The sequence below is a fragment of the Campylobacter concisus genome, from assembly GCA_002092835.1.
In the GTDB taxonomy this organism is placed as follows: domain Bacteria; phylum Campylobacterota; class Campylobacteria; order Campylobacterales; family Campylobacteraceae; genus Campylobacter_A; species Campylobacter_A concisus_K.
In genome coordinates this window covers 1-23116 of the sequence record LVWL01000023.1, presented here as the reverse complement: position 1 = coordinate 23116, position 23116 = coordinate 1, and the positions used below count along the sequence as shown (strand labels likewise).

Genomic DNA, 23116 nt, shown 5'->3' with positions numbered 1-23116 from the left:
AAGGCAAGTTTTAATCACTTTTTTGTATAATCTGACGCAATAAAAGGAGATCATATGCTAAAAAAACAAGCCGATACTATAAGATTTTTGTGCGCTGACATGGTGCAAAATGCTAACAGCGGACACCCAGGTGCTCCTATGGGCCTAGCTGATATCATGGTGGTTTTAAGCAACTTTTTAAAACACAACCCTAAAAATCCAAAATGGCTAAACAGAGATAGGCTCGTTTTTAGCGGTGGTCACGCTTCAAGTTTGGTTTATAGCTTTTTGCACCTAAGTGGCTACGATCTAAGCTTGATGAGCTTAAAAATTTTCGCCAACTTGGCTCAAACACACCAGGACACCCAGAAATTCACACTCCAGGCGTTGAGGTTGCTACTGGCCCGCTTGGTCAAGGTGTAGCAAACGCAGTTGGCCTAGCCATGGCAGAAAAATACGCCGCAAACGTGCTAAACGAACCAGACAATAAAATAATCGATCATAAAATTTACTGCCTTTGCGGTGATGGCGATCTTGAAGAGGGTATAAGCTACGAGGCATGTTCGGTAGCTGGAAATTTAAGACTGGACAACCTTGTGCTCATCTACGACTCAAACAACATTACGATCGAGGGCGACACAGCGATCGCATTTAGTGAGGATGTAAAAGCGAGGTTTGAGGCGCAGGGCTGGGAGGTCGCGCGTATCGATGGACACGACTACGATCAGATCGAATTTGCGCTTGAGCAAGCTAGCGAGAAAGAGTCGCCATATCTCATCATCGCAAACACGCACATAGCACGCGGCGCAATGGAGCTTGAGGGCAGCCACCACAGCCACGGAGCACCACTTGGCGAAGAGATCATCAAAAAGGCAAAGGCTGCAGCTGGTTTTGATCCTGAGAAGAAATTTGCTATCGACGAGGACGTGCTTTTAAGATTTAGAGGTGCGGTAGAAAAGGGCGATCTTGAAGAGGCTATGTGGAACAAAAAGGTTGAGGCATTAAGTGTTGAGGGTAAAAATTTGCTAAATTCCCTTCTTAATCCAGACTTTAGCAGGCTTGAATTCCCAGACTTTAGCGACAAAAAGCTAGCCACAAGAGATACAAACCACGTCATTTTAAATGAGATAGCTAAAAAACTTCCTGGCTTTATCGGCGGTAGTGCAGATCTTGCTCCTTCAAACAAGACCGAGCTAAAGGGCATGGGCGACTTCCCAAATGGTAAAAACATCCACTACGGCATCAGAGAGCACGCCATGGCAGCTATCAACAATGGCATCGCCAGATACGGTCTTTTCTTGCCATTTTCAGCGACATTTTTCATTTTCAGCGACTATCTAAAGCCAAGCGCGAGGATAGCAGCGCTAATGGGCATCAAGCACTTTTTTGTCTTCACGCACGATAGTATAGGCGTTGGCGAAGATGGTCCGACGCACCAGCCTATAGAGCAGCTTAGCACATTTAGAGCTATGCCAAATTTCTACACTTTCCGCCCAGCTGATGGCAACGAAAACACAGCTAGCTGGCACGTGGCGCTAAATTTAAACGCTCCAAGTGCCTTTGTGCTTAGTCGCCAAGGGCTTGACCCACTTGCAAAAGGCGAATTTGGCGAGGTTAGCAACGGCGCATATCTGCTAAGCTCGGCAAAAGATGCAAAAATCACATTTATAGCAAGCGGCAGCGAGGTTTCGCTCTGTGTAAAAGCAGCTGAAATTCTTAGCCAACAAGGCATTGGCGCAAACATCGTGTCAGCTCCTTGTTTTGACCTACTTTGCGAGCAGCCAGATGAATACGTGGCTAAAATTTTAGATAAAAACACGACGATCATTGCAGTTGAAGCTGCAACTGGCTATGAGTGGTATAAATTTGCCGACGCAGTTTATGGCATGAATAGCTTTGGCGCTAGCGGAAAGGCTAACGAGCTATTTGATCACTTCGGATTTACGCCACAAAAACTTGCAAATTTTGCTAGCGAACTTATATAAGTTTAATCTTGGGGGAGTAAAATCCCCAACTGCAATCTAAAATCAAAAAAGGCATTTTATGGAAATTTCTCACGTTATCGTTTTGGCTTTGGTGCAAGGTATAAGCGAATTTTTACCGATATCTAGCTCGGCTCATCTTATCTTGGTGCCAAAGCTACTTGGCTGGCCAGATCAAGGGCTTGCCTTTGACGTGGCAGTGCACGTTGGTACGCTAAGTGCGATACTTTTTTATTTTAAAGATACGATTTTTAAGCTACTTCGTGACTTTTTTGCCTCGATCGCACAACGAAAGATGGTAGGTGATAGCTTGCTTGTTTGGTGTGTGGGCTTTGCTACCATTCCAGTGGGGATCTTTGGGCTTTTATTTAACAACATTATCGAAGAATACGCAAGAAGCGGCGTTGTGATCGCTATTACTACGATCGTCTTTGGCATAGCACTTTACTTTGCTGATCTTCGCTCATCAAACAAAAGCGAATATGAAATGACCATCAAATTTGCTCTTATCATAGGCTTAGCACAAGCCGTGGCGCTCATCCCTGGCGTCTCAAGATCAGGTGTGACGATGACAGCAGCCTTATTTTTAGGTTTTAGCCATAAGGGTAGTGCAAATTTCTCATTTTTGATGTCGATCCCAGTCATCATCCTAGCCGGCGGACTTGAGAGCATCAAGCTCATAAAAGACCCAAATGCGCTTCCTTGGAGCGATATTGCCCTTGGTGTCATTATAAGTGCAGTTAGCGCTTATCTTTGCGTTAAGCTATTTATGGGTATCATCTCAAGAATCAGGATGTTGCCCTTTGTCATCTACCGCTTGATTTTGGGAGTATTTTTACTTTATCTATTTTTGTGATTTTAAGGCTTTAGAAAGTAAAAGCCAAGTGTGGAAAAATTTTCACACTTGGCAAGAATATATGGTGCGAATATCTTTCAGGAAAAATTTCAAGATAAGCTTGATAATTTAATCCTCTTTTTTATCTTTTTTAATAACATTTAATAGATCTTTTGCAGCTTGATAAGCCCTATCTCCAAATTTCTTGGCTTCTGATTTGATGTCTATTTGTTTGATGTCTTCAAATTTTTCATTAGCTTTTTTCTCAAGATTAGCGATCTCTTGTTTAATCTCTTCAATTTTGTCGTTTGTATCAAAATTTAGTTTTAGCTTTTTACTCTTGTCATTTAGCTCTTGCTTTAAGGCTTCAAATTTATTATTTGCCTCACTCATAAGCTTTACCATGCCGTTTGACTTTAACTCTTCTATCCTTGAAATAATCTGCTCTCTTGCTTGATCGCTAATGCGTTTAAATTTAGCTAGGTTTGTATCTAGCTCGCTATTTATCACATTTTCGATCTCATTTCTTGCTACACTTTCAAATTCCTTTTCAAGTTCTCTAAGCAAGGCTATAAATTCTTCATCAATATTTTTTAAATTTAGTAGTTGTGAGTTTAGCCTAAGCTCATCTGGAGCAAATCTCGCCTCGTCTTTGAGCTTTTCTATGGCTCTTAAAATGCCATCTCTTGTACCACTTATCGCTCCACTTATCAACTCTTTTGCAAAGATATGACCCTCGTCTGCCAAATTTGCTGCTGCTATGATAATGTTTTTTGAAATTTCAAGTATCCGCTCTTTGCTAAACTCTCCTCCAATTATCGCAACATAAGTCATATTTTTAGCTATCGCACCAGCTGTTTCCTCGACATCTTTTGCTCCTTCAAGAGTTGTTAAAAATGCGATTTGAGCGCTCTCTTTTAAGATACCAAGAAGCCTTGTTTCTCTAATGATCGCATTATTTAAAAGCTCTAAAATTTCCTCTTTTTCACTAAAATTTCTATCTTTTACGACTTCTTCAGCTGCTTCAAATGAAATTTTGAGCCTATTTTTTATCTCTTCACGTTTTGCTTCTATTGCACGATTTAGCTCATCTTTTTTATCAAGTAGCTCGTAAAGTGCCTTTTCCTCAGCACCGACAATGGCCTGATTTATTCCCTCCATGGCACTTTTTAGATTTTTTGCATTTATGAGATCTTCTTTGTTCATTTTGTCATAAAGCTCGTTCATTTTAGCCTTTAAAATTTCTGGCAAAGCATTTATATCTTTGTTCGCAGCATCTTGAAAGAAGTTATTGCAAAGAGCTTTTATGCTTATTAATAAGCCATCACTATTTTTATAATCATGTAAATTTTGTTCTAAATTGTTCATATCTTTTACCTTATAAAACGTATTTTGCTTCGTGTTTTAGTGCTGAAAATATCTCTAGCCTCTCTTCTTCGCTTAAAACAAGTACGGCTAAGTCATAGCTAGCGTACTTTTTATCTTTGCTAAATTTTGAAAAAACTAGCTTAAATTCTCTATCTTTTACTATCTCTTTTACCTTTTCTTCTACATTGACATCTGCGTCAAATATTATTTTGTATTCCCAATGCGTTGGGTAATCAATTTTTGCTTTTTTGTTATTTAGATCGCATATACTCGCCACTTTTTCCTCCTGTTTTACTCTCTAATACGATATTACTTATTTCCATGCTTTTATCTATAGCTTTTACCATATCATAAATGGTCAAAAGTCCCACGCTTACGCCAGTTAATGCCTCCATCTCAACGCCTGTTTTGCCCTCTATTTTTACACTCACATAAAGCTTAAAAGCACAAATTTCAGATAGCTCTTCGATATCACAATCCACGCCTAAAATAGCTAGTGGATGGCACATCGGGATTAACTCACTTGTCTTTTTTGCACCCATTATCGCAGCAACGACAGCTGTTTGGATGACCGGGCCTTTTTTGCCAGTATTTTCTTTTATCGCTCTAAAAGCCTCTTTGCTCATCTTGATGATCCCGCTAGCAGTTGCTACTCTTTTTGTAGGATCTTTTGGGCTCACATCGACCATTTTTGGACGATCTTTCTCATCTAAATGCGTTAGCATTATCTCTCCTTTTTTTGGCGGATTATAGCCTATTTAAACAAATTTAAATTACCAATGGCTTTAAGCTAAAAATATATCAAACACATAAAATTTAGCTTTTTACTTAAATGCTGAGAAAAATTCTCATTACTTAATATAATTATCTAATTTAAATAATTTTTTTAATAAATTATTTATAATTTAATTTTTAATGCATAAAATACCTAAAATGAAGAGTTTTATAGATAATAAATTTTATTAAAACTATATTAGTATTGATTAAATCATAATGTTTATATAATGTAAATAATAAAATTTAAAAAAATTTATTGATATTTTTCTTTAAAAGCTTAAAAAAATAAATTAATCGCTAATTTACTTTTAAGAGTTAAGTATGTATAGTTTTTTTTGCTTAATAAATTTATGATGAAAGTGCCTTGGATTATGAGATTTCTGCTTTGTATAAGTTTATTTTTGATAACAGCTTTTGCCCAGCAATTAGGCTGCTTTATTAATGAAAGCAACCAAAGCATCGTTTTTATAAAAGATGGGCAGATTAAAAATTTGGATCTAAAAGATACGATTTATAAAAATCAAGAGTGCGGAAATGATGGAGAATCCTTTTATATCGCAAATTTAAATAATGAGATTATCGAGGTGGCAAATGAGAGAAATTTTTTATTTGCCATGCCAAATGTCGGCTGTAAAATTTCGCAAATTACGGCAATTAAAAATAAAATTTACGTAGCTTGCGATATGGCAAATGAAGTCAGCATAGGCGTTTTTGATAAAAATCTAAATAAACTTTTAACTAAAAATTATAAAGATGTTTATAAAATTTCAAGCCTTTTGCCAATTGATGACGAGCTATTTTTTACAAGCTTTAATGGCAAAGCATTTTTGCTTGATAAAGAGCTTAATTTAAAAGAGAAAAAGCGTGTTGGCTTTGCTCCACTTAGTGCCTGTAAATTTAAAGGGAATGATATTTTGCTTGGCTTTAGAGATGGAGAAATTTTAGATTTTAAAAGTGGAATTAAAAAGCAAGTTTTAAAATCTAAAATTTCAGCTCTTGCGTGTATGGAGGATGAAATTTTTATAGGTGATGGGGATGGAGTAGTCTATAAATTTGACAAAGATCTTAAACTAAAAGGACAAAAGGCTCTTTTTAATAATGAGATAAAAAGAATTTTTATAGATAAAGGCGTCTTAAATGGCGTAAATTTATACAATGAGATAAAGAGTTTAGAGATAAATTCATTTTAAAAAAGGAGAGTAAATGCAAAAGTTATTTTGTGTCGCAAGTGCTGCGTTGCTTGGGCTATCTTTAACTACTGCTTGTGCTGCTAGTAGTGACCTTGAAAAAGTCATGAAAGAGCGTGGGCTAAGCGAAAAAGATGTCCTTGCAGCTGCTAAAACTTATCAGCCTAGCGGTAAAAAAGATGATTTCATCGTCTTTTCATCTGGCGGGCAAAGCGGTCAAGTGCTAGTTTATGGCGTTCCGTCGATGAGAATTTATAAATACATCGGCGTTTTCACGCCAGAGCCTTGGCAAGGATATGGCTATGACAATGAGTCAAAAGCTGTTTTGAAACAAGGCAACATCAGGGGCAAAGAGATAACATGGGGCGATACACACCACCCAAATTTCAGTGAGAAAAATGGTGAGTATGTTGGTGATTATCTATTTATCAACGATAAAGCTAACCCAAGAATCGCAGTTATAAATTTGCATGACTTTGAGACAACTCAAATCGTTGTAAACCCTATCATGAAGAGTGAGCACGGCGGTAGCTTCATCACCCCAAATAGCGAGTATGTTATCGAAGCTAGCCAATATGCAGCTCCACTTGATAACAACTACCACTCAATAGATGACTATGAAGCAGTTTATAGAGGTGCTGTAACATTTTGGAAATTTGACTATCCAAAAGGTAAGATCGATGAGAAAGAGTCATTCTCTCTTGAGCTTCCACCATACTGGCAAGATCTAAGCGATGCTGGTAAGGGCGAGAGCTACGGCTGGGGCTTTACAAACTCAATAAATACTGAGATGTATACTGGCGGTATCGAAAAAGGTCTCCCTCCATTTGAAGCAGGTGCAAGTAGAAATGACACTGACTTCTTACACGTTTATAACTGGAAAATTTTAGAAAAACTTGTTCAAGACAAGAAAAACTACAAAGTTATAAATGGACACAAGGTAGTTACAATAGACGCTGCTGTAAAAGCAGGTGCGCTATTTTTGATCCCAGAGTCAAAGAGCCCACATGGTTGTGACGTAAGCCAGATGGTAGATACATCATTATTGGCGGTAAGCTTGATACTCACGCATCAGTTTATGACTTTAGAAAGATCAAAGAGCTAATTGATAAAAAAGAGTATGCTGGCACTGACCCATACGGAATTCCTATATTAGATAGAGAAAAGTCAATGCACGGACAAGTCGAACTTGGTCTTGGACCACTGCATACATCATTTGACTCACAAGATGGCGTACTTTATACTTCACTTTACGTTGATAGTCAAATCGTAAAATGGGACTATAAAAATTTAAAAGTGCTTGATAAGATAAATGTTCACTACAATATCGGCCACCTTGATACAATGGAAGGCAAATCAGCAAAACCAGTTGGCAAATATGCAATCGCTCTTGATAAACTTTCAATCGATCGCTTTAGCCCAGTTGGCCCACTTCATCCACAAAATCACCAGCTAATAGATATCACTGGTGCAAAAATGGATCTAATCTATGATATGCCAATACCACTTGGTGAGCCACACGATGTTGTTTCAATAGCTGCTAGTAAACTAGCTCCAGCGCTTACTTACAACATGGGTACAAACTCAAGAACAGGCGAGGCTAGCCATATGCAACTCTAGCTGGTCAAGAAAGAGTTGAAAGAAATGGCAAAAATGTAACTGTCTATGCGACAATGATCAGAAGCCACATTAACCCAGAGCACATCGAAGTAAATAAAGGTGATAATGTAACAATTCACCTAACAAACCTAGAACGCGCTCAAGATGAGACTCATGGATTTGGTATAGACCTTTACAACATTCACGCTTCACTAGAGCCTGGCAAAACTGCTTCAGTAAATTTTGTAGCTGATATGGAAGGCGTCTTCCCATACTACTGCACCGAGTTTTGTTCAGCACTTCACCTAGAGATGATGGGTTATTTACTTGTTAAAGATCCAAATAAAAAATATGAATCTGCTAAAAATAACAAGCTAAAAACTCTAAGCCCAGAAGCTTTAAAAGCTGAATACGACAAAGTAATCGCAACTAATAAGGCAACTGACGATGTTATCCAAGAGGTTGTTAAGTACCTAAAAGAGAAACATTATGAGAAATATCCAAAAGTAAAAGCTTTAGTTGATGACGCACTTGATCAATACGGCCACATCAAAGAGGTAAAAGCTAAAGCTGACGAAGCTTATAAAAAAGGCGACGTAAACGGCGCTATCCTTTGGGAGTACCAAGTATGGCAATACATGGTTAAAACAGCTGACGTTGGCTTAAGAGCTAAAAATAACCTAGCTAAAGAGATCGCAACTCCGATGAACCCAGCTGCTGCAAAAGGTGAAGAGGCTTATCTAAAAGGCGGATGCAATGGTTGCCACGTTATCGGTCAAGTAAGCTCAGGTCCAGACCTAACAGGCGTCTTGCTAAGACATGAAAATGGCGAAAAATGGGTGGCAGAATTTATCAAAGATCCTGCTAAATTTTATAATGACGACTACATTAAATCAATGATTGATTACTTCAATCTTAGAATGCCAAATCAGCACATGAATGATGAAGAGATCAAAAATATCATCGAATATCTAAAATGGATAGATGAAAACGCAGGCATGTAGTTTTTAAGGGGCGATTTCGCCCCTCTTTTAAATTTTAAAATTTTATTTTTAGCAAATGGAATTTTAAAATTTAAAGGAGAGACCATGAGTAAATATAAAATTTATACCATTGTTGCACTTGTCATTATGACTGTTTGTTTTACCTTACCTGTTCTTGGTTGGCATGGAGCTAAACAAAGGATAGCTGACGGCGATGAATTGCCATCTTATACTTATAGCATCTACAATCTTTATAGCTCATTTCAGTATAAAAATCACCTTTTGCCAAAAGAGGTAGCGAGCGATCTTCATAAGATGATAACACAAAAAGCAGAGATCGGTACCCCGTCTCTTCCCATCTGGTACGTCGCACTTGAAGCACCAAACTATCCAAAAGCAGCCTTTCCTAATGGAATCCCAGTCTATTTTCACGTAGATGGATATAGTGGAGACGTGCACGAGATGAATACGATAAACCACTACATAGGCATGTATCCTATGGAGCATGGCGGAAATGTCGAGCGAGCTATCGCACCTTATTATCTACTCATCGCAACACTTTGTATGCTTGCATTTTTATACTATGATGGTAAATTTAACTCACTTCTCATGGTACCAACCATTATCGCACCTGTACTATTTATGAGTGCATTTGTGGGTTGGCTATACTGGTATGGGCATAATATGCAAGAGTGGGGAGCCTTTAAGATTAAGCCATTTACACCAACTGTTTTAGGCGATGGTAGCGTGGCTCACTTTACTACGCACTCTTATCCAACAATCGGATTTTGGGTGATGATAGTCATGAGTGTGCTTTGCATACTTGCGGTATTTTCAAAGAAAAAAGAGTTAAATGCGTAAAATTTTTAAATTTGCCCTTATTTTTTTGCCAGTTTTTGGCTTCTCAAACGTCCTTTAAGATGCTATAAATAATGCAAATCCTGGTGACGTGATAAGGTTAGGAGATGCTGTTTACGAAGGGGGTATAACGGTAAATAAGCCTCTTAGCATCGTTGGTGAGGGCAAAAATGCTCACATAAAAGGAAATGGTAAAGGCACGGTTGTAAAGATTATTGCCTCAAATGTTACGCTTAGGAATTTAAAGATAAGCGGTAGCGGAAATGACCTTGGTGAGCTAGATGCTGGCATTGGCTGTGATAAAGCAAATAATGTTTTGGTTACGCAAAATGACTTGAGTGATGTGCTTTTTGGGATTGATTTTAAAGAGTGCAGTAGCTCAAAGATCACTGAAAATAACATCACTTCTAAAAAAGGGGCCAGTCTTGGCTTTAGGGGTGATGCGATCAGACTTTGGTATAGCCATGAAAATTTAATAGAAGGCAATTATATTTATGATAGCCGCGATATGGTTGCATGGTATGCAAGTCACAATAAATTTTTAAAAAATAAAGCGATCCGCGGTAGATACTCGCTTCACTTTATGTATGCAAATCAAAATTTAGTCGAAAACAATGATTTTATCGGCAATGCAGTCGGAATGTTTTTTATGTATTCGGCTGGCTCAAATATAAAAAATAATCTTGTTATGGATAGCGACGGCGCTTTTGGTATCGGTATTGGTCTAAAAGATGTTTCAAATTTTACTATCGAAAACAATACACTTATCTATAATGCGAGAGGAATTTTGCTTGACAACTCGCCGTTTCAGCCAGGCTCAACGATAAATTTCTTAGGCAATAAAATTTTACACAACGTAGTTGGCGTATATTTTCACGCTACTCAGGGGACAAGCATCTTTGAAAATAATGATTTTATAGGTAATATGGATATCGTTGCGAACGACACTCCAGGTGATAAAATGGCATTAAATCGGTGGAGTAAAAATTATTATGATGAGTATGAGAGCTTTGATAGAGATAAAGATGGCTATGGCGATACGCCGTTTATGCATCTATCGTATGCCGATCAGCTTTGGCAGTATTATCCGAATTTGCAGTTTTTCTATGGCTCAAGTGTCTTTAGTATCTTAAATTTTTTAGCCAAACTTGCACCATTTTCTGAGCCAGTAAAGCTACTTGAAGATAGTACGCCAAAGATAAAACCACTTGATGCTTCAAATTTTAACGCGTTAAGGGCAAAACGTGGATAGAAGGAAATTTATAATTTTAGGCTCAGTCGCAGCTGCCACAGGATATGGCATAGGTAAAATTTTGCCAAAAAGTAGCGGTGATAAACTCTATCTTAGACCACCAGGCGCGGTTGATGACTTCGATGATCTTTGTGTCAAATGCGGTCAGTGTGTGCAGGTATGCCCTTATCACAGTATAAGTTTGCTTGATATAAAAGATGGATATTCAAATGGTACAGCATACATCGATCCTAAAAAGAGAGGTTGCTATTTATGTGATCTTTTCCCATGTGTGCTCGCCTGTCCAAGTGGTGCGTTAGATCATGCTACAAAAGTTGTTGATGATGTGAAAATGGGCGTTGCTGTCTTGAGTAATGCAAATGCCTGTATGTGCCTAAAAAGAGAAAAACTAAGCGAAGATAGCGTTGAAGATTTGCTTGTTCGCAAAGTTTATAATGATAGGGAAGAGGCAGAAAAAGATAAGATAAAAGGCAAAATCGGTCAAATTTGTGACCTTTGTGTCAGCATTTGCCCAGTTGGCGATAGTGCAATAGTAATGAGCGAAGCAAATTTGCCACTCATAAAGCATGGCTGTGTTGGGTGTGGGGTGTGTGCTGAGGTTTGCCCTGTAAAAATTATAAATATAGCCCCAAAAATGAGTTATGATGAAATTTATAAGGAGAAAGAATGAGATTAATAATGTCTTTAGTAGCTACTGCTTTGCTATTTGTCGGCTGTGAAAAGAGTGATGACAAAGCGCAAAAAGCAGCCAGCGAGCAACCAATAAATGTAGCCACGAGTGCTAGCATAAAGGTTGAAAAAAAAGAAAATAACCAAAGCACAAATAAACAAAATGACTTCATAAAATACGATATGCACGGCGAAAAGAGCGTAAAATTTGGACTTGAAGATAATAACGTAAGCCGTCAAATCGGTGCTTTAGCAATGGTAAGAACCCCTCTTCAAACCATAAATTTAAGACTTATAAAGGGCAGACTTAGCAAAAATTTCATTACAAAATGCTCAGCTTGTCACGACGATTACGCAAATGGCATCATTGGGCCATCTCTTTTAACAAAAAGTGAAAATGAAATTTATACAATGATAAACGCTTATAAAAATAAAGAAAAAGTCAATGTCTTAATGCGAGATCTTGTTAAAAAAATGGATGATAGTGAAATCAGAAATTTAGCTAAAGAAATCAGTGATTTTAATACACAATTTAGGAGCAAATAATGAAAGTAGGAAAGATTATAACCATTATTTTAGCAGTAGCGATTTGCGGTATTATGGTATTTATGTTAAGCCAGACTCCGCCTAAAAAGGAAAAAGTAGCAACTAATGCTCAGCCAAAAGTAGAGCAAAATTTTACAAAAGAGCAGCCAAAGTCTAGTGAAGAATTTGCCAGCGAAGATGAGCTAAAAAAGGTAAAAGAGCTAAGTCTAAGTGTGGCTAAAGTGCACAATGAAGGCGTTAGCAAGCAATATCTAACAACTTGTGCCCCATGCCATGGTGCAAACGCAAAAGGTGTCGTAGCTCCTGATATAACGCATCTAAGTAAGGATGAATTGCTTAAAAAGCTAGCTGATTATAAAGCTGGTAAGGTGCAAAACTCGCTTATGAAGGGGCTACTTACAAATGTTAGTGATAGCGAGCTTGAAAGCCTTGCAGATGAAATTTCTAAATTTAAAAAGTAAAAATGGACAAATATAACACTCGTGCAACGATTAGAAATGTAAGCTTTCTAAGCACGTTAATCACAACTACAAAAGATGGCAAAAAGCGTCCTAGTATACGTTTTTGGCGTATTTTTACCATTATTTTAGTCCATCTTTTATTTGTGCTTTCATATAGAGTTGATATACAAATTTTAGAAGGCGACATCAGTGCCTCAAGGATATTTGGTTTTCACTTGGCAGATGCTTTTATGAGCCTGCAAGTATTTCTGGCGACGCATGAAATCCATGTAAATTTAATAATTGGCTCACTTAGTATCTTGGCCTTTTATATCATTTTTGGTGGTAGAGGCTTTTGCTCTTGGATCTGTCCTTATTCATTGATAAGCGAAATAGCTGAGAAGATCCATGAAAATTTGCGTGCTAAAAAGATAGTGAAACCACGAGTTTTTGACACAAAGTGGCGATATGTTTTTACCATTTTATTTTTAACCCTTAGCTTTGCTAGTTCAAGCCTTGTTTTTGAAATTTTTAATGTTGTTGGGATTTTTTCAAGATTTATTATCTATGGTTATTTTCATGCTATTTGGTTTGTTGTAGCCATGCTTATGGTTGAAATTTTCTTCTCACGTAGAGCTTGGTGCAGGTATGTATGTCCTATTGGAGCTACTTACTCAGTGCTAGCTAAACCAAATGCCATAAAAGTTAGCTGGGATAAAGAAAAATGCGATCACTGCTTAGTTTGCACCGATGTTTGTCTAGTGCCTCACGTACTTTTTATGACAAAAAAAGGAGCAAAGCTTGACGAGAGCAAAAATATATTTAGGATAGCTGGCGCTGATTGCACGCTTTGTGGTAGGTGTATTGATGTGTGTCATCAAGATGCACTGAAATTTGACAACGGCTTTAAAAAACTCATATAAGGAAAATTTTTGATAGATATAAAAGAAGTAACTAAAATTTTTGGCTCGCAAAGGATACTTGACAATGTTAGCCTAAACGTAAAATCTGGCGAAAAAATAGCAATACTTGGACAAAATGGAGCTGGCAAAAGCTCGCTCATGCGTATCATTTTAGGCGAGTTTATTCCAAATAGCGGAAGCATCGCGATAAATGGCGTAAATACTCTAAAAGATAGAAAAGGGGCTTTGAAATTTATCTCATTTGTACCACAAACCCCACCACCGCTTAAATTTAATCTACGTGAGCTTTGTGAGTTTGTTTGCAAAAGCTCAAATGTAAAATTTGAAGAGATTGAGAAATTTAGCAAGCTTTTAGAACTTGATCTGCATGCAAATTTAAATAAGCCATTTTATAAGCTCTCTGGCGGCATGAAACAAAAGATGTTAATAGCAATCGCATTTGCTAAGGATAGTGAAATTTTGATGTTTGATGAGCCAACGGCAAATCTTGACGTGAAAGCAAGGCTTTCTTTTAAAAATTTACTTGATAACTTCACGCAAAACAAAACACTTGTTTTTATTTCACACCGTATCGATGAGATAGCAAATTTATTAGATAGATGCGTCTATATGGATCTTGGCAAGATAATCAAAGAAGAAAATTTAAGGAGCAAGGGTGAATAATCTTTTTTTAATAGCAAAGCTTGATGTTAAAGAGTCTTTTCGCTCAAGATGGTTTGTGATATATGCTGCGCTTTTTTCTGCTTTGATGATAGGATTTTTATTTAGCGGCGTGACTGATTCACGTGTACTTGGCTTTTCTGGGCTTACTAGAGCACTGCTTTTGTTTATTCAAATTTGTGTCATCATTGTGCCTATTTTTATTCTCATCTCAACCGTAAGAAGCATAAATCAAGATAGAGATACAAATTTGCTTGAATACATACTTAGCTTCCCGCTAAGCCTTAAAGAGTATTACTTTGGCAAGGCGCTGGGTCGTACATTTGTTGTTTTTGTTCCACTTTTGTTTGCTCTTTTGCTTTGCGTGGTGGTTGGCTTTATCAAGGGCGTTGCGATACCTTGGAGTGTATTAACACTTTATTTTGGGCTACTTTTTAGCTTAAGTATCATTTTTTTATCGCTTGGTTTTTTTATCTCAAGCGTGATTAAAAATCAAGAGACAGGTCAAGGCGTAGCGTTTTTACTTTGGCTTATAATGCTTGCATTTATTGATCTAGCATTAATTGGACTTCTTATGAGAAGTTCAGTCGATGAGTACGTTATTTACGCTATTGCTATACTAAATCCGATAGAGCTTTTCAGGATAGCAGCGCTTAGTCTTTTTGATCCAAATTTAGCAGTTATCGGTACTGCATCTTATTTTATTTTAAGCACCTTTCCAAAAGCGACATTTGTAGCTTATGCGATTATTTATCCGCTTTTACTAGGCATTATTTTGCTAGTTTGTGGCTATTTTGCCTTTAGCAAAAAAGATTTGGTTTGAGATTGTTTTTTGTTAAAGAAAAGTTGGTTTTAAATTTAGACGAAACTTGTATTATTCCACTTGTCCAACAAGAAACCTCCTTTTTGTAATAGCTCCCTTTCCCCCAAAGGGAGCTAACTTCTTCCAAGGAAATTTATGAAAAAATCCATTTTATTTTTAGCATTTGCTCTTCTATCTTTGAATGCAAACTGGGATATAAATATGCAAGAGTGCATTAATAAAAGTGACGCTAAAGCTTGCGAGAGTTTTACAAAAAAGCTTTCAAGTGAGTGTGAGAATAAAGATAAAATTTCTTGCTTTATCTATGCAGATATGCTAGGGCGTGGCCTTGGTGCAGAAAAAGATACGCAAAAATCTTTTGAGATATTTAAATCGCTCTGTGATGATGGCAGCAGTGAAGCTTGCTATGAGCTAGCGACAAAGTATCTGCAAGGAAATGGCACTGAGCAAAGCTTTGATCTTTCTGCAAACGCTCTTGATAAAGCTTGCAAGATGGGCAGCAAACGAGCTTGCAATGTATTAGAGCTTGTGCCTAAAAACTAGCTATTTTAATTTTGTACTTGCACTAATTAAAAGAAATTTCTTAAATGTAACTTTTTTAAAGTTAAATTTACTTTAGTATTACTTGGAATTTCTTTTTTATTAACTAAAAATTTTATTAAAATTTATGCTTAAATAATACTATTTCATCGTCCTAAATGGACCCTCCTTTTTGTAACTGATAAGTCTTTGCTTCCCCCTTTTCTGGCTTTTCGTATACACAAAGAGGAGTTGTTTATTCTTTTGAAAATCAAATCTATTTATTTTCTTTCAATTTACATTCTATAAAAATTTTTCTTTTTTGAAATCATAATTGATAATAGTTTTAAATATTATCAAAGTAAATTTTGTGTAAGATTGCGAGCCATTATCAAAACCTACCATTAAAAGGCTTTAAAACAAAGTGAAATTTCTAAATCAAAAATTTTTTTATAAAGTGCACACTTATTTATCTCTTTTATTTTTCATTCCACTTGCAGTAGTTTGTTTTAGCGGTGCTATTTTGGTTTATAAAAATGAGATAAACAGCCTTCTTGCCCCAAATGTCGTAAATGTAAATTTAAACAAAGAAAATTTAAGCAAAAGGATCAGCCTTGATGAGCAAAGAGAGATCATCGCAAGCGAGCTTGGCGGCTACGAGATGGTCGGCATAAATATCGATGCAAACCCTAAAAAGTGTGACAAAATTTGGTTGATCGAGCACAATGACAGCCAAAAAGAGTGGAAATTTATCTATTTTGACGCTTTTAGCGGTAAGATAAAGAGCGGGCCACTCGCACATGATGAGGGATTTTTTGGAGTTTTAACTGAGCTTCATGAGTCGCTATTTCTAGAAAAGAGCGGTCATATTATCCTTACTTTAACCGCTATTTTTACGTTTTTTATCTGCATAAGTGGTTTCGTGATTTATAGAAAATTTTGGCTGACACTACTTAGGCTTCGTGTAAATAGGCTAAATATTTTTATGAGTGATATTCATAAAATGATAGGAATTTTTTCTACGCCTATTTTACTACTCATTTGCATAAGTGGTGTTTGGTGGGAATTTCAAATGGCACGCACGCCAAAGTTTAAAAATGACTTCGTTATAGATACAAAAATTTATAACAAAAGCCTATCTCTTGACGAGCTGGTAGCCCGCTCAAAGAATAATCTTGCTGGCTTTGAGCCACACTTCATCTCACTGCCTTTTATGCAAGGAGCAAATATACGCCTTTTTGGCTATGTAAAAGATCAAAATTTCTTGCATAACGAATATTCAAGCATATTAACTTACGATAAAAATAGCGGCGAATTAGTAAGTATTTTGGACATAAAAAATGCAAATCTAAGCGAAGAAATTCTCTCAGCATTTAGAAAATCGCACTTTGGTAACTACAACCAAATCACAAAATTTATCTGGTTTCTGGTTGGTATTTCACCGCTTATTTTGAGCATTTCAGGGCTTTATTTGTGGATTAAAAGAAATTTTAAAAGGAGAAAAAATGAAAAAATTTTTAATTAGTTTAGTTGCATTAAATTTGATGCAACCTCAAATTTTTGCTAGCCAAAGCGATAAAATTTTAGAGGCAATCGATGTCGTAGAAAGCGAGCGAAGAGACTATGCAAACTACTTTGCAAAAGAGCTTGTAAAGAGCACAACTAGGCTAAATTTAACCTCTCGTCAAACGCCGCAGTCGCTAACTGTGCTAACAGAGGCTAGGCTAAAAGATCAAGGCATCAAGGACTATCAAGTGCTTCTTAGAAATGTCCCAGGCGTTACGCTAAACAAATGGGACGAGCGCGTATATCCGACGGCTCGTGGCTTTAAGATAGATTATTACTTACTTGATTCGATGCCTAGCTTTGGTGGTTTTAGTCTTGGTGCAAACGATATGAGCTTGCTACCTTATGAAAGAGTTGAGGTGGTAAAAGGGGCAAATGGCCTGCTTGCAGGCGCCGGCAACCCAGCTGCAAGCTTAAATTTCATAAGAAAAAGAGCAGACTCAAAGGAGCTAAAAGGGAATTTTGGCATAAGCGCTGGCTCATACGATAGATACGGCGTAAATGGCGATGTGCAAACGCCTGTAAATGAGAGTGGAAGCGTCAGAGCGAGGCTTTCATTTATGCATGAGAAGTCGCACTCTTATATGGATTATTACAACCGAAAAAATAGCGCGATTTACGGCGTAGTCGATAGTGACATAGGCGATAACTCATGGCTTAGCCTTGGTGCGTTTTATCAAGAGCTAAAACGCCGTGGCGTTAGATGGGGAGGTATGCCGGCATTTTACACAGATGGCTCTAGGACAAATTTTAGTAAAAATGAAATTTTCTCTCAACCTTGGACTAGATGGGACATAAAGACGCTTGATTTTTATGCTGATTTTAAGCACTACTTTGAAAATGAAGCGAGCTTAAATTTAAGCTACTCATTTAGACGGGCAAACACTGACTCAAATCTACTCTACTACGGCGGAGCGGTAAATTTAGACGGTACTGGCAATATGAGTGATCTTAGCGTTTATGCAAACAAAAGAGAGGAGAATATCCACAACGTAGATGCATACGCAAATATCCCTTACGAGATAGCAAATTTATCTCATGAGTTTGTCTTTGGCGCGATGTATAACAACTATAAAAAAAGTAGCGATAAGGTAAGTAGCTACTGGCTACAAAAGACCACACCAGCTGGGCTTGCTTATACGGCAAGAAGTAGGATAGACTTTAAAAATTTACACCTTGATGATCCAAAGCTACCTTACGAAGATCAAAACAATAAAGACAAAACGATACAAAAGGCATTTTATGCGGCAAATAAACTATCAATCACCGATGAGCTTAAATTTTTGCTAGGTGCCAGGGTGAGCTACTACAAATACGAGATCGAGGGTGGCAAAGACAATAGAAATTTCACAAATGAGATCACACCATATCTTGGCGTCACTTACGACATCGGAGCAAACCACACTCTATATGCTAGCTACACGAGCATATTTAAACCTCAAACCGCAAAAGATGCAAATGACAAATATCTTGATCCGATCCAAGGCAAAGACTATGAAGTGGGCATCAAAGGCGAGTATCTTGACGGGGCACTTCAAGCAAGTCTTGGCGTCTTTAAGATCGTGCAAGACAAGCTTGGCATAGATACTGGAAGGAAAAATCCAGCGACAAATGCCAAAATATTTGAATCTGGCAAAGGCGTGACAAGCAAGGGCGTCGAGCTAGATCTAACGGCGAGATCACTAAAAACTTAAGCCTAAGCTTTGGTGCAACGCACTTTAACGCAAAAGATGCTAATGGTGAAAAATATGCCACCGACTCATCAAGAAGCACGGCAAATTTATTTGCAAAGTATGAATTTAGGGACTTTAGAGTAGGTGCTGGAGCTATGTATAAGAGCAAAATTTACACCGGCAAGGGCGCAAGCGAGATCACACAAAAGGGCTACACCTTGGCAAATTTGATGTTTGGATATAAATTTGCTAAAAACTTTGACGTGCAGCTAAATATCGACAATCTCTTTAATAAAAAATATTACGAGGGCATCGGCAGGAACATGATGGTTTATGGCGATCCACGCACCTTTAATCTCAGCTTTAACTATAAGTTTTAGCTAAATTTACTCTAACGCGCCAGCTAAATTTCTAGTTGGCGCCATTCATTTTTTGCATAGTAGGTGTATAATTTCAAAAAACTAAGGAATTTGCATTGCTAAAAGTAGAAGTGATATATAAATTTTGTATCGTCTGTGCTCTTGCCTGTGGGATCTGCCTGCTTGCATTTACTGGGCTAAATTTCGCCATGGGCGAGTATAATGAGTGGATGATGAGCGCGCACAAATTTGCAGGAGTTTTGATCGTTTGTGCTGTGATCTTGCACCTTTTTAACCGCAGAAGAAAGCTAGTAAAGCTCATAAATGAGATGATCGATGTCACCACGCACCGCAAAAATCCAACTATGTGCAACATGGACCGCATCATCGCCTCGCTTGAGCCTTACAGCATCAGTGAAATTTCACGCATGCTTGGCTTTGACGAGGCCCTGTTTTGCAAGAGTTTGCACGAAAATGATGTTAAATTTAATAGTCCTAGCCAGACTTTGCGTCAGATCGCACGGCTAAATGATGAGAAGATATTTTTCGTGCTTGTGCTCATCGTCGAGGCCAAATTTGGCAAGAGATTTTGCGGTGCGGTAAGTTGCAGCATCGGGAGAAAATTTTAGTGCTCGCTATGCGGCTGCCACCTCTGCTCCTCAAGGTCGATGTGATATAAAAACGTCCTAATGACCTCTTCATTGATCTTTGGGTCTTTGTTTAGCTCGCAAAGTGCCTTTCTTTGCTCCTCTAAAATTTCAAAATATCTCTGTCTTGTCTCATCGCTGATCTCAAAATTTTTACTCTCAAGCTCAAAATTCCAAACTTCTTCAAGCTTTTGAAATAAGAAATGCTCATCACCCACAATTTAAATTTAAGTGAAGCCTCGGTAAGCGCCTTTTTGATCTTGATCCTTGCAAGCTCATTTGGCATATGGTCGTTAAAGTCTGGAAATTTGACACTTTTTATGAGTAGCGGCAGAGTTAGTCCCTGAACTACGAGCGTTAGCAAGATAACTACAAAGGTGATAAACAAGATGAGATCTCTATGCGAAAACGGCTCGCTACCAGCCATGGCAGGGATAGAAAGTGCTGCAGCCAGCGAGACTACGCCCCTCATGCCAGCCCAGCCGACGATAAATGGTGCGACTTTGCCAGGGTTGCGATCGTCCGCCACGCTGATATAGCGCTTCATAAACATAGTGATATAAACGGCTCCATAAGATGACATGAGGCGGATAACGATGAGCACGGCAGTGACCAAAACGCCGTAAGAGACCGCCTCAAAGAGTGAGACGCCGCTACGCTTTAGCCCTGCTAAAATTTCAGGCAGGTCAAGGCCGATCATGGTAAATGCAAGGCCGTTTAGTAAGAAAATAAAGTTGTTCCAAACTGGCATCGCGTGGATCCTTGCTGAAGCGGTGAAAATTTCATTTCTTTTAGTCGAGAGATAAAGTCCGCCACAAACCACTGCTAAAACGCCGCTAGCGCCAAGCTCCTCAGCCAAGATATACATGATATAAGGCGTCGTGATCGTCATTATCGTTTCGCTGTTTTCATCAGTCGGTAAAATTTTATGTAAAAAATATGCCGCAAGCGCCAAAACAAGACCCACTAAAACGCCACCAGCCACCATCCACAAAAAGGTCGTTGCGGCCTTGTACCAGACAAACTGCCCAGTCGTGACCGCAACTGTAGCGAAGCGAAAGATGATGAGCGAGGAGGCGTCATTTAAAAGGCTCTCACCCTCCAAAATAGCGCTGATCCTGCGCGGGGCTTTGACAAATTTAAGGATAGCTGCCGTGCTCACCGCGTCTGGTGGCGAGACGATAGCTCCTAGCATGAAGCCTAGGGCGAGCGAGAAGCCAGGGATCACTAAATTTGCTATCAAAGCAACTGCTGCTGCGCTTACGAAAACCACGATAAAGGCGAAACTGCCGATCGTACGGCGCCATTTATAGAGCTCTTTTAGCGAGTTTGCCCACGCAGCCTCATAAAGAAGTGGCGGTAAAAATATGATGAAAATAAGCTCGGGATCGATCTTGATACTTGGTAAATTTGGCACGAAGTTAATGGCAAGCCCGCCAAGGACTAATAGCACTGGATAGGCGATCTTTAGGCGGTTTGAGACCATCACTAAAGCGATGATGATAGCTAGCAGTGCAAAAAATAACAGTAAATGTTCGATCATTTTTGTCCTTTAAATTTCTTTTTGTATTAGGGCAATAGAGTAAATTTTGTCAAATTTATGGCGGGTAGAGAGAGATTCGAACTCTCGGTGAGTTGCCCCACACACGCGTTCCAGGCGTGCTCCTTAAACCACTCGGACATCTACCCAAGAAGAAGGTGATTATATCTTTATTTGCTTAATGCTTGGCTTTTAAAGCTTTAGCCCCAAGATAACGACATCTTTGTACTCATTATCCATCAGACAAATGCTGGGCAGTTCACCCCATTTTTTAAAGCAAAATTTTAAAAATAGCCCAAGACTTGCCTTGTTCTCACTAAATATTAAAGCGATAATATTTTTTAAATTTAGCCTCTTTGCCTCATCTAGACTTTGACTTAAAAGCTGCTTACCAATGCCAATGTCAAGAGCCTTTTTAGCGACATATATGCTTATCTATGCGCTTATATCGTAAGCGATCTTGGGATTAAAATCACTAAGCAAAACACCAGCCTAAAATTTCACCATTTTCTTTATAGACAAAGATTGAGCGAAAGTTGTTGTGAGCTTTAACCCAGGGCTCTCGCTAACTAGCCGAATATTAGCAGTCGTAGTTTTTTAAAATGTACTAGTTAGAAATTTGAGCAACCATTTCAAGATCGCTCAAATTTTTTGAAGCCTAGCCTCTTTTAGCAGCTTGATAAACCGGCTCAAGTTTTGCTGCGATCTCTTTTAGGTCTTTTATCCTACTCTCGTTCGATGGGTGCGTGCTTAAAATTTCAGGCACCTTTCCGCCACTCATCTTGCTCATTTTTACCCAGACTTCGACCGCTTCTTTTGGATCGTATCCGGCTCTTGCCATTAGCTCAGTACCGATGTGATCAGCCTCGGTTTCATGCGAGCGAGAAAACGGCAGAGATATGGTGTATTCGCTAGCCAAATTTAGAGCATTAGCTCCAAGATCGCCAAGACCAGTAGCTGTGGCTATTGCAAAGATGCCGATGCTTTTCATCTGATCAGCACTTGCTTGCTCTCTGCTGTGCTCCCTAAGAGCGTGTGCGATCTCGTGTCCCATGACTGCAGCTAACTGTGCATCTGTTAAATTTAGCCTTTTTATGATGCCACTATAGACGACTATCCTTCCCCCTGGCATACACCAAGCATTTAGTGTGTCTTCATTAATGACATTTACTTGCCACTTCCATTTTAGAGCGTCATCCCTAAAAACGCCAGTTTGAGCGATGAGCCTTTTAGCGATATCTTGAACTCTTTTTGTAAGGATCGGATCAACATTTAGCTCGCCTTTGCTTCTAGCAGCTGTTAGCGTCTTTACGTATGCTTGGGCTGAGCTTTGCTCCATAGCTTCTGATGAGACTAACATAAATTGCTTACGATCAGCACCAACAACGCCTGCTTTTGTAACGCTTGAGCAGCCAGTGAAGAGCAAACTAGTCGCTAACAATGTAAGTAAAAATTTTTTCATTTTTATCCTTTTTGGACTAAAATTTTGCGTATTATAGCCTGAGTTGGATATGCATTGTTAAACGAAGGATGAAATTTAAATTTTGCGATTTCAAAAATACAAATTTAATACTTTTGTAAATTTTAAAATCTCATTCACTCGCAAGAATTGGCTACTAAAATTTGTATGATACTTCCATAAAATCAAAGAGAATTTACCTTATTTCGTTTCGTTTTTTCTCTTTTGATTTTATAAAATTTCCATAAGCCCCTGTTACTAAAATAAGCGATTTTCACGCTGTAGCCAAGATTTAGGGCTTATGGGTTAGTGTTTCGATTAAAAATCTTAGTGCTTGACACTGAATACAAGAAAGAAACATAACCTAAATTTTATTCAGGAGTATCAAAAATGAAAAAAGCGTTTTTTTGTGGTGTTGATGTTTCTAAAGATAAAATCGACGTTTGTTTTTTTAACTTCTATCACGAGTGAG

The 23116-nt window shown here is 38.2% G+C and carries 16 protein-coding genes, 1 tRNA gene and 5 pseudogenes; 16 read left to right on the top strand and 6 right to left on the bottom strand.

The features are described 5' to 3' along the window. Positions 1 to 54 precede the first annotated feature (54 nt). Both A3835_08235 and A3835_08230 read left to right on the top strand, forming a co-directional pair. Positions 55 to 1964 (top strand): annotated as a pseudogene (locus A3835_08235) (transketolase). Between the two features lie 58 nt (positions 1965 to 2022). Continuing rightward, positions 2023 to 2817, top strand: coding sequence for an undecaprenyl-diphosphatase (locus tag A3835_08230; protein ORI06348.1), 795 nt, complete (start codon positions 2023 to 2025; stop codon positions 2815 to 2817). Positions 2818 to 2925: 108 nt separating this feature from the next. Here the strand turns inward: A3835_08230 and A3835_08225 are convergent, their stop codons facing one another. From A3835_08225 to A3835_08215, 3 genes are read right to left on the bottom strand one after another with little or no spacing between them, the layout of a single operon-like run. Continuing rightward, entirely contained in the window at positions 2926 to 4164 is a 1239-nt protein-coding gene (locus A3835_08225) for a hypothetical protein (GenBank protein ID ORI06347.1), read from the bottom strand. A gap of 10 nt (positions 4165 to 4174) precedes the next feature. Next, positions 4175 to 4441 carry a hypothetical protein gene (locus A3835_08220; protein ID ORI06346.1) on the bottom strand — a complete coding sequence of 89 codons (267 nt, stop codon included), beginning with the start codon at positions 4439 to 4441 and terminating at the stop codon, positions 4175 to 4177. After that, the gene (locus tag A3835_08215) at positions 4416 to 4889 is read right to left on the bottom strand and encodes a cyclic pyranopterin monophosphate synthase accessory protein (GenBank protein ID ORI06345.1); all 474 of its coding nucleotides are present in this window, start codon (positions 4887 to 4889) and stop codon (positions 4416 to 4418) included. Before A3835_08215 ends, A3835_08220 begins: the two co-directional genes overlap by 26 nt. 423 nt (positions 4890 to 5312) lie before the next feature. Here A3835_08215 and A3835_08210 point away from each other — a divergent pair, with 423 nt between their 5' ends. The 14 genes and pseudogenes from A3835_08210 to A3835_08145 all read left to right on the top strand — a co-directional run bounded on the left by A3835_08210 (position 5313) and on the right by A3835_08145 (position 19627). Continuing rightward, positions 5313 to 6131 (top strand): ATP-dependent protease, encoded by an 819-nt coding sequence (locus A3835_08210; GenBank protein ID ORI06344.1) that lies wholly within the window; start codon positions 5313 to 5315, stop codon positions 6129 to 6131. A gap of 13 nt (positions 6132 to 6144) precedes the next feature. Continuing rightward, positions 6145 to 8731 (top strand): annotated as a pseudogene (locus A3835_08205) (cytochrome C). A gap of 84 nt (positions 8732 to 8815) precedes the next feature. After that, a complete protein-coding gene (locus A3835_08200; GenBank protein ORI06343.1) occupies positions 8816 to 9571 on the top strand; it encodes a cytochrome C in 756 nt (251 codons plus the stop codon). After that, positions 9564 to 10820: pseudogene (locus tag A3835_08195) on the top strand (nitrous oxidase accessory protein). Before A3835_08200 ends, A3835_08195 begins: the two are co-directional and overlap by 8 nt. Continuing rightward, on the top strand, positions 10813 to 11490 hold the full coding sequence (locus A3835_08190; GenBank protein ORI06342.1) for an iron-sulfur protein: 678 nt from the start codon (positions 10813 to 10815) through the stop codon (positions 11488 to 11490). Before A3835_08195 ends, A3835_08190 begins: the two are co-directional and overlap by 8 nt. Next, positions 11487 to 12035 carry a hypothetical protein gene (locus A3835_08185; GenBank protein ID ORI06341.1) on the top strand — a complete coding sequence of 183 codons (549 nt, stop codon included), beginning with the start codon at positions 11487 to 11489 and terminating at the stop codon, positions 12033 to 12035. The genes A3835_08190 and A3835_08185 overlap by 4 nt, the downstream gene beginning before the upstream one ends. Then, the gene (locus tag A3835_08180) at positions 12035 to 12496 is read left to right on the top strand and encodes a cytochrome C (protein ID ORI06340.1); all 462 of its coding nucleotides are present in this window, start codon (positions 12035 to 12037) and stop codon (positions 12494 to 12496) included. Before A3835_08185 ends, A3835_08180 begins: the two co-directional genes overlap by 1 nt. 2 nt (positions 12497 to 12498) lie before the next feature. Beyond that, on the top strand, positions 12499 to 13398 hold the full coding sequence (locus A3835_08175) for a ferredoxin (GenBank protein ORI06339.1): 900 nt from the start codon (positions 12499 to 12501) through the stop codon (positions 13396 to 13398). Between the two features lie 9 nt (positions 13399 to 13407). After that, complete coding sequence (locus A3835_08170; protein ID ORI06338.1) at positions 13408 to 14061, top strand: ABC transporter ATP-binding protein; 654 nt, start codon at positions 13408 to 13410, stop codon at positions 14059 to 14061. After that, positions 14054 to 14881, top strand: a complete 828-nt coding sequence (locus A3835_08165) for an ABC transporter permease (GenBank protein ORI06337.1) — start codon at positions 14054 to 14056, stop codon at positions 14879 to 14881. Before A3835_08170 ends, A3835_08165 begins: the two co-directional genes overlap by 8 nt. 135 nt (positions 14882 to 15016) lie before the next feature. Beyond that, positions 15017 to 15424, top strand: coding sequence for a hypothetical protein (locus tag A3835_08160; protein ID ORI06336.1), 408 nt, complete (start codon positions 15017 to 15019; stop codon positions 15422 to 15424). A 400-nt stretch (positions 15425 to 15824) separates the two neighbouring features. Then, on the top strand, positions 15825 to 16925 hold the full coding sequence (locus A3835_08155; protein ID ORI06335.1) for a hypothetical protein: 1101 nt from the start codon (positions 15825 to 15827) through the stop codon (positions 16923 to 16925). Beyond that, a pseudogene (locus A3835_08150) lies at positions 16906 to 19019 on the top strand (ligand-gated channel protein). The gene A3835_08155 and the pseudogene A3835_08150 overlap by 20 nt, the downstream one beginning before the upstream one ends. Before the next feature lie 95 nt (positions 19020 to 19114). Next, positions 19115 to 19627, top strand: a complete 513-nt coding sequence (locus A3835_08145) for a chemotaxis protein (GenBank protein ORI06334.1) — start codon at positions 19115 to 19117, stop codon at positions 19625 to 19627. Here A3835_08145 and A3835_08140 read toward each other — a convergent pair. The 3 genes and pseudogenes from A3835_08140 to A3835_08130 all read right to left on the bottom strand — a co-directional run bounded on the left by A3835_08140 (position 19624) and on the right by A3835_08130 (position 22647). Next, positions 19624 to 21188 (bottom strand): annotated as a pseudogene (locus tag A3835_08140) (Na+/H+ antiporter). The gene A3835_08145 and the pseudogene A3835_08140 overlap by 4 nt on opposite strands. Before the next feature lie 58 nt (positions 21189 to 21246). Next, positions 21247 to 21334, bottom strand: a tRNA-Ser gene (locus A3835_08135). Positions 21335 to 21843: 509 nt separating this feature from the next. Continuing rightward, positions 21844 to 22647 (bottom strand): peptidase M48, encoded by an 804-nt coding sequence (locus A3835_08130; GenBank protein ID ORI06333.1) that lies wholly within the window; start codon positions 22645 to 22647, stop codon positions 21844 to 21846. Positions 22648 to 23116: the final 469 nt, after the last annotated feature.

Bases quoted from the DNA above. Each gene is read 5' to 3' on its own strand.
- A3835_08160 (ORI06336.1), top strand. From the start codon at position 15,017: ATGAAAAAATCCATTTTATTTTTAGCATTTGCTCTTCTATCTTTGAAT.
- A3835_08130 (ORI06333.1), bottom strand. From the start codon at position 22,647: ATGAAAAAATTTTTACTTACATTGTTAGCGACTAGTTTGCTCTTCACT.
- A3835_08185 (ORI06341.1), top strand. From the start codon at position 11,487: ATGAGATTAATAATGTCTTTAGTAGCTACTGCTTTGCTATTTGTCGGC.
- A3835_08215 (ORI06345.1), bottom strand. From the start codon at position 4,889: ATGCTAACGCATTTAGATGAGAAAGATCGTCCAAAAATGGTCGATGTG.
- A3835_08180 (ORI06340.1), top strand. From the start codon at position 12,035: ATGAAAGTAGGAAAGATTATAACCATTATTTTAGCAGTAGCGATTTGC.
- A3835_08225 (ORI06347.1), bottom strand. From the start codon at position 4,164: ATGAACAATTTAGAACAAAATTTACATGATTATAAAAATAGTGATGGC.
- A3835_08210 (ORI06344.1), top strand. From the start codon at position 5,313: ATGAGATTTCTGCTTTGTATAAGTTTATTTTTGATAACAGCTTTTGCC.
- A3835_08175 (ORI06339.1), top strand. From the start codon at position 12,499: ATGGACAAATATAACACTCGTGCAACGATTAGAAATGTAAGCTTTCTA.
- A3835_08200 (ORI06343.1), top strand. From the start codon at position 8,816: ATGAGTAAATATAAAATTTATACCATTGTTGCACTTGTCATTATGACT.
- A3835_08230 (ORI06348.1), top strand. From the start codon at position 2,023: ATGGAAATTTCTCACGTTATCGTTTTGGCTTTGGTGCAAGGTATAAGC.